The organism is Paraclostridium sp. (assembly GCF_051656405.1).
Taxonomy (GTDB): Bacteria; Bacillota; Clostridia; order Peptostreptococcales; family Peptostreptococcaceae; genus Paraclostridium.
In genome coordinates this window covers 1-5,727 of sequence record NZ_JBOGBV010000050.1, presented here as the reverse complement: position 1 = coordinate 5,727, position 5,727 = coordinate 1, and the positions used below count along the sequence as shown (strand labels likewise).

The 5,727-nt window shown below is 31.0% G+C and carries 4 protein-coding genes; 1 reads left to right on the top strand and 3 read right to left on the bottom strand.

From position 1 onward, the window contains the following. Positions 1–119: 119 nt before the first annotated feature. Positions 120–929 carry an HAD family hydrolase gene (locus ACRDDE_RS06970; protein WP_438626539.1) on the bottom strand — a complete coding sequence of 270 codons (810 nt, stop codon included), beginning with the start codon at positions 927–929 and terminating at the stop codon, positions 120–122. 190 nt (positions 930–1,119) lie between these two features. Here ACRDDE_RS06970 and ACRDDE_RS06965 point away from each other — a divergent pair, with 190 nt between their 5' ends. After that, positions 1,120–1,728: an SAM-dependent methyltransferase gene (locus ACRDDE_RS06965; protein ID WP_438626537.1), complete on the top strand. Its 609-nt coding sequence runs from the start codon at positions 1,120–1,122 to the stop codon at positions 1,726–1,728. Positions 1,729–1,764: 36 nt separating this feature from the next. Here the strand turns inward: ACRDDE_RS06965 and ACRDDE_RS06960 are convergent, their stop codons facing one another. Then, positions 1,765–3,456 carry an immunoglobulin-like domain-containing protein gene (locus ACRDDE_RS06960; RefSeq protein WP_438626535.1) on the bottom strand — a complete coding sequence of 564 codons (1,692 nt, stop codon included), beginning with the start codon at positions 3,454–3,456 and terminating at the stop codon, positions 1,765–1,767. 25 nt (positions 3,457–3,481) lie between these two features. Beyond that, a partial coding sequence (locus ACRDDE_RS06955; protein ID WP_438626533.1) for a glycosyl hydrolase family 18 protein occupies positions 3,482–5,727 on the bottom strand: 2,246 nt, incomplete at its 5' end.

Sequence of the window (5,727 nt, the reverse complement as noted above, 5' to 3'; positions counted from 1 at the left end):
TTAAGAACTTTTGATACTTTAATGGGTGTATTTATTGCCTTTTTAATAAATACAACTATAAAACCTTATGATACAAAAAATAATGAGGGTTAAATAACCCTCATTATTTTTAATTTATATTATGCTAATTCCTTAGCTTGTAAAACTTCTTCTTGTATAGTCTTTGTTACGCCACATTCTTCATTTGTGTATTTAGTTTCAAAGTTTGCAATCTCTTTTACATTATCATGTCCATTTTTCATCGCATAACTATAATAAGCGCTCTTCATCATCTCTAAGTCATTTAAATGATCACCAAAGACCATAGTTTCTTTATAATCTATATCAAACATGTCTTGCACTTTTTTAATTGCAAGTCCCTTATTTGTTCCAAAACTAGACATATCTAACCAATATTTTCCTGAAGGCGTTAATGTTACCCCCTTGATATTCGCATTTTTGAATATTGAATAGCTATTAGTTTCAGCATCTGTTAAATCAAACATATTAACTTTAAATATTCCATCTTCCACATCTAATAACGAATCTACTTTTGTAACTGGTACATTCATAGGGAAAAGTATATTTAACTGTTCTAGTGCCTCTTCATCTTCTAAATACAACCCTTTAGTCCCACATAACATAGGATATGCATTATCTACTTCACGCCCAAGTTCTACTAATCGCTTTATGGTATCCTTTTCCAGGAACTTTGAATATATACATTCATCTTTATAGTATATTCCTGTTCCATTTTCACAAATAAATAATAGTTCATCTTTGTAATCATCAAATTTATAAGATATATCTAAATAGTTTCTTCCTGTAGATATAGCAAACATCACATTTTTTTCCTTTAAAGCCCTTATAGTATCTTTAAAATCTTTTGGAATTTCATGATTACCATTTAGTAATGTCCCATCCATATCCGTTGCTATTAATTTAACCATCTAATCCCTCCTGTTGTATAATAAACTTTATAAAAATCGCCGTTCACAATTTTTAATTTATATATTACTCTTATATTATACATAAAATCTACAAAAACTAAAAGTCATGTGCATAATATTATAAATATTATGTATAATGTTATTTATGTTTTGATTTTAAAATTTAACTAAATTTGAAAGAGGAAGTTTTATGGATGAAAAATTTTATGAAGATTTATTAAACATAAATACTATGGGTGAAAAACTTTGGGATTCTAGTGTTACCCACTACCACCCATATCAGGCTACGTCATATATAGCACTTGATATATTATTTAAAACATACAATATGGATAAAACGGATAATGTAGTTGATTTTGGATGTGGCAAAGGTAGGCTTATATTCTATCTTAATAGTTTTTTCAAATGTAATGTGACTGGTATAGAAATGGATGAAACTTATTATCAAGATTGTCTAATTAATAAAGAAAATTACTTAGACAAACACAAACGACTTTCTAGTCAAATAGATTTTAATTGTATTCTGGGTCAAGATTACCAAATTAAATCTGTAGAAAACAAATTCTATTTTTTTAATCCATTTTCAGTTAATATCTTTAGAAAAATAGTAAATAATATTTTAGATTCTTATGAAAAAAATCCAAGAGTCATAGATTTAATACTATATTATCCTTCAGAAGATTATATATATTTTCTAGAAAATAACACTGGATTTTTGCTTTATGAAGAGGTCAAACTTCATGGGTTGTATGAAAAGGACTGTTGTGAAAGATTTTTAATTTATAGGATGTATACATAAAAATAGCTGAAATTTATTCAGCTATTTTTTGTTTATTTATTTAATTAGCTCCCAAGTATCATCACTTCCTGGAGTTGTGTTTGTCCACCATTTAGCTTTATATGTGTGCCCATTATATCTTACAAGCTCTCCTCCTTGGCAAACTAATCCTTCATAATAATCTATACTTCCATCTTCGTTTGGAGTCACTATTTTTTTCCATGCTTGAGATTTATCTGGGTCCTCACCCTTTACCCACCATTTAGCTACATATTTCTCTCCTTTAAATACAACTGAATCTCCTTCTAGATATATTTTATTTGAATCATATGTATCTTGTGATGGATCTGGCTTTTCTTTAACTATTATTATTCTTTCTTTATTAGTTGTTAAGCCTTCACTATCTGCTACAGAATAACTTATTTTGTAATCTCCAGCTTTAGTTGTATCAACTTTCCCTTCTACTTTTATCTTAGATGTTAAATCTCCATCTTCTCTATCTGCAGCACTTACCCCTTCTAATTCTTCAAACTTATCTCCTACATATATAGTTTTATTATCTATTCCATGTAATGTAGGTGCTTGATTCTTTTGAGGATCTCCTGGTTCTGCACCCTCTCCAAAAGTTTTGTATATATCTGTGAACTGATATTGACTTGTCACTCCTTTGTTAGTTTCTAACATAGCATCCCTATTCATTGACCAGAAAGATGTCATTCCTAATCCTTTTTCTATAGAGTGATCAACAACTAACTTAGCCCAATCAGTTCCAAATATAGGGTGAGCTTCTCCTTCAAATCCAATAGATGAAGTTGTTCCTACTTTTTTATATGCTTCACTATCTGTTAAAGATATATTTGCGTGTTTTTTAAAGTACTGTTGTACTTGATTTTTAGTATTATCAATAGCTCTTATAGAAGCAGTACCGTAATTTTCACCTGGTAATAAAGTTCCATTTCCATAACACATAGTCATTATATTTACAAGTTCTACATCTACTCCTTGAGATAGGTATGCCTCTAAAACATCAAGTTGAACTGATGTTAATCCACTTGGTAACACAGGTAATGTTAATACTACATCCACTCCTGTTTCATCTTGAACTTTCTTTATAGCTTTAGCATTTGTTATATTTAAGGCTTTGCTTTGAGCTGCGCCTCCTTCAATATCTAAATCTATTCTTGTTAATCCATACCCATCTACAATTTCCTTATATGTATTGTATAAGACATTTTCATCTTGAGTTTGCTCCCAAAATGTAACTCCATTTAATCCTCCAAATGCTAAAGTTACATCTCCTCCAATATCTCTTAATTCTTTAATAGACTGTTTCATACCTTGATATTGTGTGTTATCATTGTTATCTTCATTTAAAACAGAGAATCCACCCCATCCCCATTTTACCTTATTGTTTTCAATTTTGCCTGTTGATTGTATAAATCCTAAATTGAAAAATTTCACTCCTGTATCTTCAGCTATTTTTTTCAACTTCACAGTCCCATTATTTGTAAATTCAGGTTTTGTTATCCATGCAACCATGTCAACATAAGGTGCATTAACTTGAGTTGGCCACTCGATACCTTGCCCTACTCCAAAATTAACACTCTTATTTGAATAGCTAATATACGTAGCTTTATTTTCCTGTGCATTAACCTTTATTCCATCATACATTGAAATTCCTGATGCCATAACCATAGATACCATTAATGTGAATACTATTTTTTTATTTAATTTTTTTAAGTGTTTCATATTTATTCTCCCCTTTAATTATTATTTATTTTATAAATTCCCAAGAAGTATCACTACCTGGAACTGTGTTTGTCCACCATTTAGCCTTATATACGTGATTATTATATTTTACATACTCTCCACCATTACAAATCATACCGTTATGATAGTCTATAGTTCCGTCTTCATTTGGAGTTATTACCTTTTCCCATGCTTGAGATTTGTCTGGGTCTTCTCCTTGTATCCACCATTTAGCTATATACTTTTCGCCTTTAAATATAACTAAATCTCCTGCTAAGTATATTTTATTTGGGTCATATGTATCTTGTGATGGCTCTTCACCTTTTTTTACTACAGTTATAACTCTCTCTTTTTCTACCTTTGAGCCTTTGCTGTCTTCAACTGAATAAACTAGCTTATAACTACCCGCTTTATTCGGCTCCACAGAACCAGTAACATTTATTTTATTTGTTATATCTCGGTCTTCACTATCCGTAGCTGTTACCCCTGCTAATTTATCAAATAAATCTCCTACGTTTATAGTCTTATTATCTACTCCATGTAGCATTGGAGCTTGATTTCCTGGAGGTTTAACTTCTCCTGAATCATCTAAAATTGATTGTCTATACATATCTATACCATGATCTGACATTCGTTGAGCAAGATCTATTCCTGATATGTTTGCATCTCCCTTTAATTTGAAAGTATATGTTTTTCCAGGTTCTATGTTTTTTCCTTCCCAAACAGGCTGTAAATCTACTATTGTATACCCATTTTCATAAGTAACATTTCCAGCCATATGATCTCCTGCTTTTAAAGCTTTATCACTTTTTATATATAATTTAGGAGCTTTTATAGTTTCAGCACCTTTTTCTACTGATGCTAAAACCTCCTGTGACTCTTCTAATACTTCATTATTTTTTATAGTTATCTCATATCCATTTTTATCTTCACCCCATTGTTCTTCATATGGGCTTATTGATGTTTTAATATCTAATTTTGAAAAAATTATTTCATTTTGTGGTAATTTTCCACTTCCAAAAAGGCCTTCTTTGGATGCTTTTGTCAATTCATCTCTTTTGCTAGAATCTGTTTTAGCATCTTGAGATGCCATCCACCCTATCATTCCTCCAAGGTTATTGTCATTTACATATTTTGTTTTTTCTGTTATTGATTTTACATTATCATATGTAAAAAGTTTTCCTGTACTTTCATCATAAAGATATGGTGCTTTTGCTGTATCATCCCAATATTCTTTTAGTCCTGGATACTTTGATTTTAATTTATCTAAACTTCTGTATGACCACACTCCACCCATGCGACCTCCATCTCCTGATGCTAATGGAGCTTCATTTATCGCTCCTCTTGATGGTGTCTGATCTGCATCTTTTGTAGTTATTGAAGCCTTGTTAAAAATTCCTGGCAAAGAATTGTTACTACCTTTTTCAACTTTATCCCAACCTCTACTATAATAAGCTGCTCCTATTACAATTTTATCTTTTTCAGCTCCTTTATCTACTAGGTAATCAACAGTTTCATCTATTGATAAATTATTCCCCTTTATAGGGTCGCTTTCGTTTGGATAAAGCGCTGTTTGGTGCCCACTATATTCATCCCATGCGCCCCTCATGTCATAGGTCATTATATTTGCAAAATCTACAATGTTAAAAAGATTTTCTACATCTATACCTAAATCGACTTTGCTCTTAGGCGCAGGTATTGCTACAGATAGTTCATAATCCTTACTTTGTTTATCAAGCTCTGTTCTGAATTCTTGTAAAAGCTTTATATAATTTTCTTTATCTGCTTTAGTTGCATTAGGTGTACCTTCATCGTTTTTGTTGTCTACTAAATCAGGTTTCCTAACATCACATGGGTATTCCCAGTCAATATCTAGAAAATCCATGTTTGTATACTCAATAAATTTCAGTACATTTTTTACTAATTTTGCTCTTTTATCTGGATTTGCAGCTACTTCAGAAAAGTCACCTGATTTTGACCATCCTCCAAGAGACACTCCTATTTTTAAATTTGGATTTTTTGCTTTTAATTCTTGAAATGCACTTAATACACCAGCATTAGCAGCTCCCCATTGAACACCATCTTGACCTACAGGTGCTCCAACAGCAGCATCTTTATCTGTAAATTTTAAGTTACCATTTGAATCAAAATCTAAAAAAGCAAAATTCAAATGAGTTAATTTATCTGCTGGTATATCCTTTGGATAAAAGTTTTCCTGTCCTCCCCAAATTGACCAGTCTCCATAATACATAACATTTCTTTTTTGATTAT

What these genes read in the sequence shown, in the direction of transcription:
- ACRDDE_RS06970 (WP_438626539.1), bottom strand. Translation starts at nt 929, where the DNA reads ATGGTTAAATTAATAGCAACGGATATGGATGGGACATTACTAAATGGT.
- ACRDDE_RS06965 (WP_438626537.1), top strand. Translation starts at nt 1,120, where the DNA reads ATGGATGAAAAATTTTATGAAGATTTATTAAACATAAATACTATGGGT.
- ACRDDE_RS06960 (WP_438626535.1), bottom strand. Translation starts at nt 3,456, where the DNA reads ATGAAACACTTAAAAAAATTAAATAAAAAAATAGTATTCACATTAATG.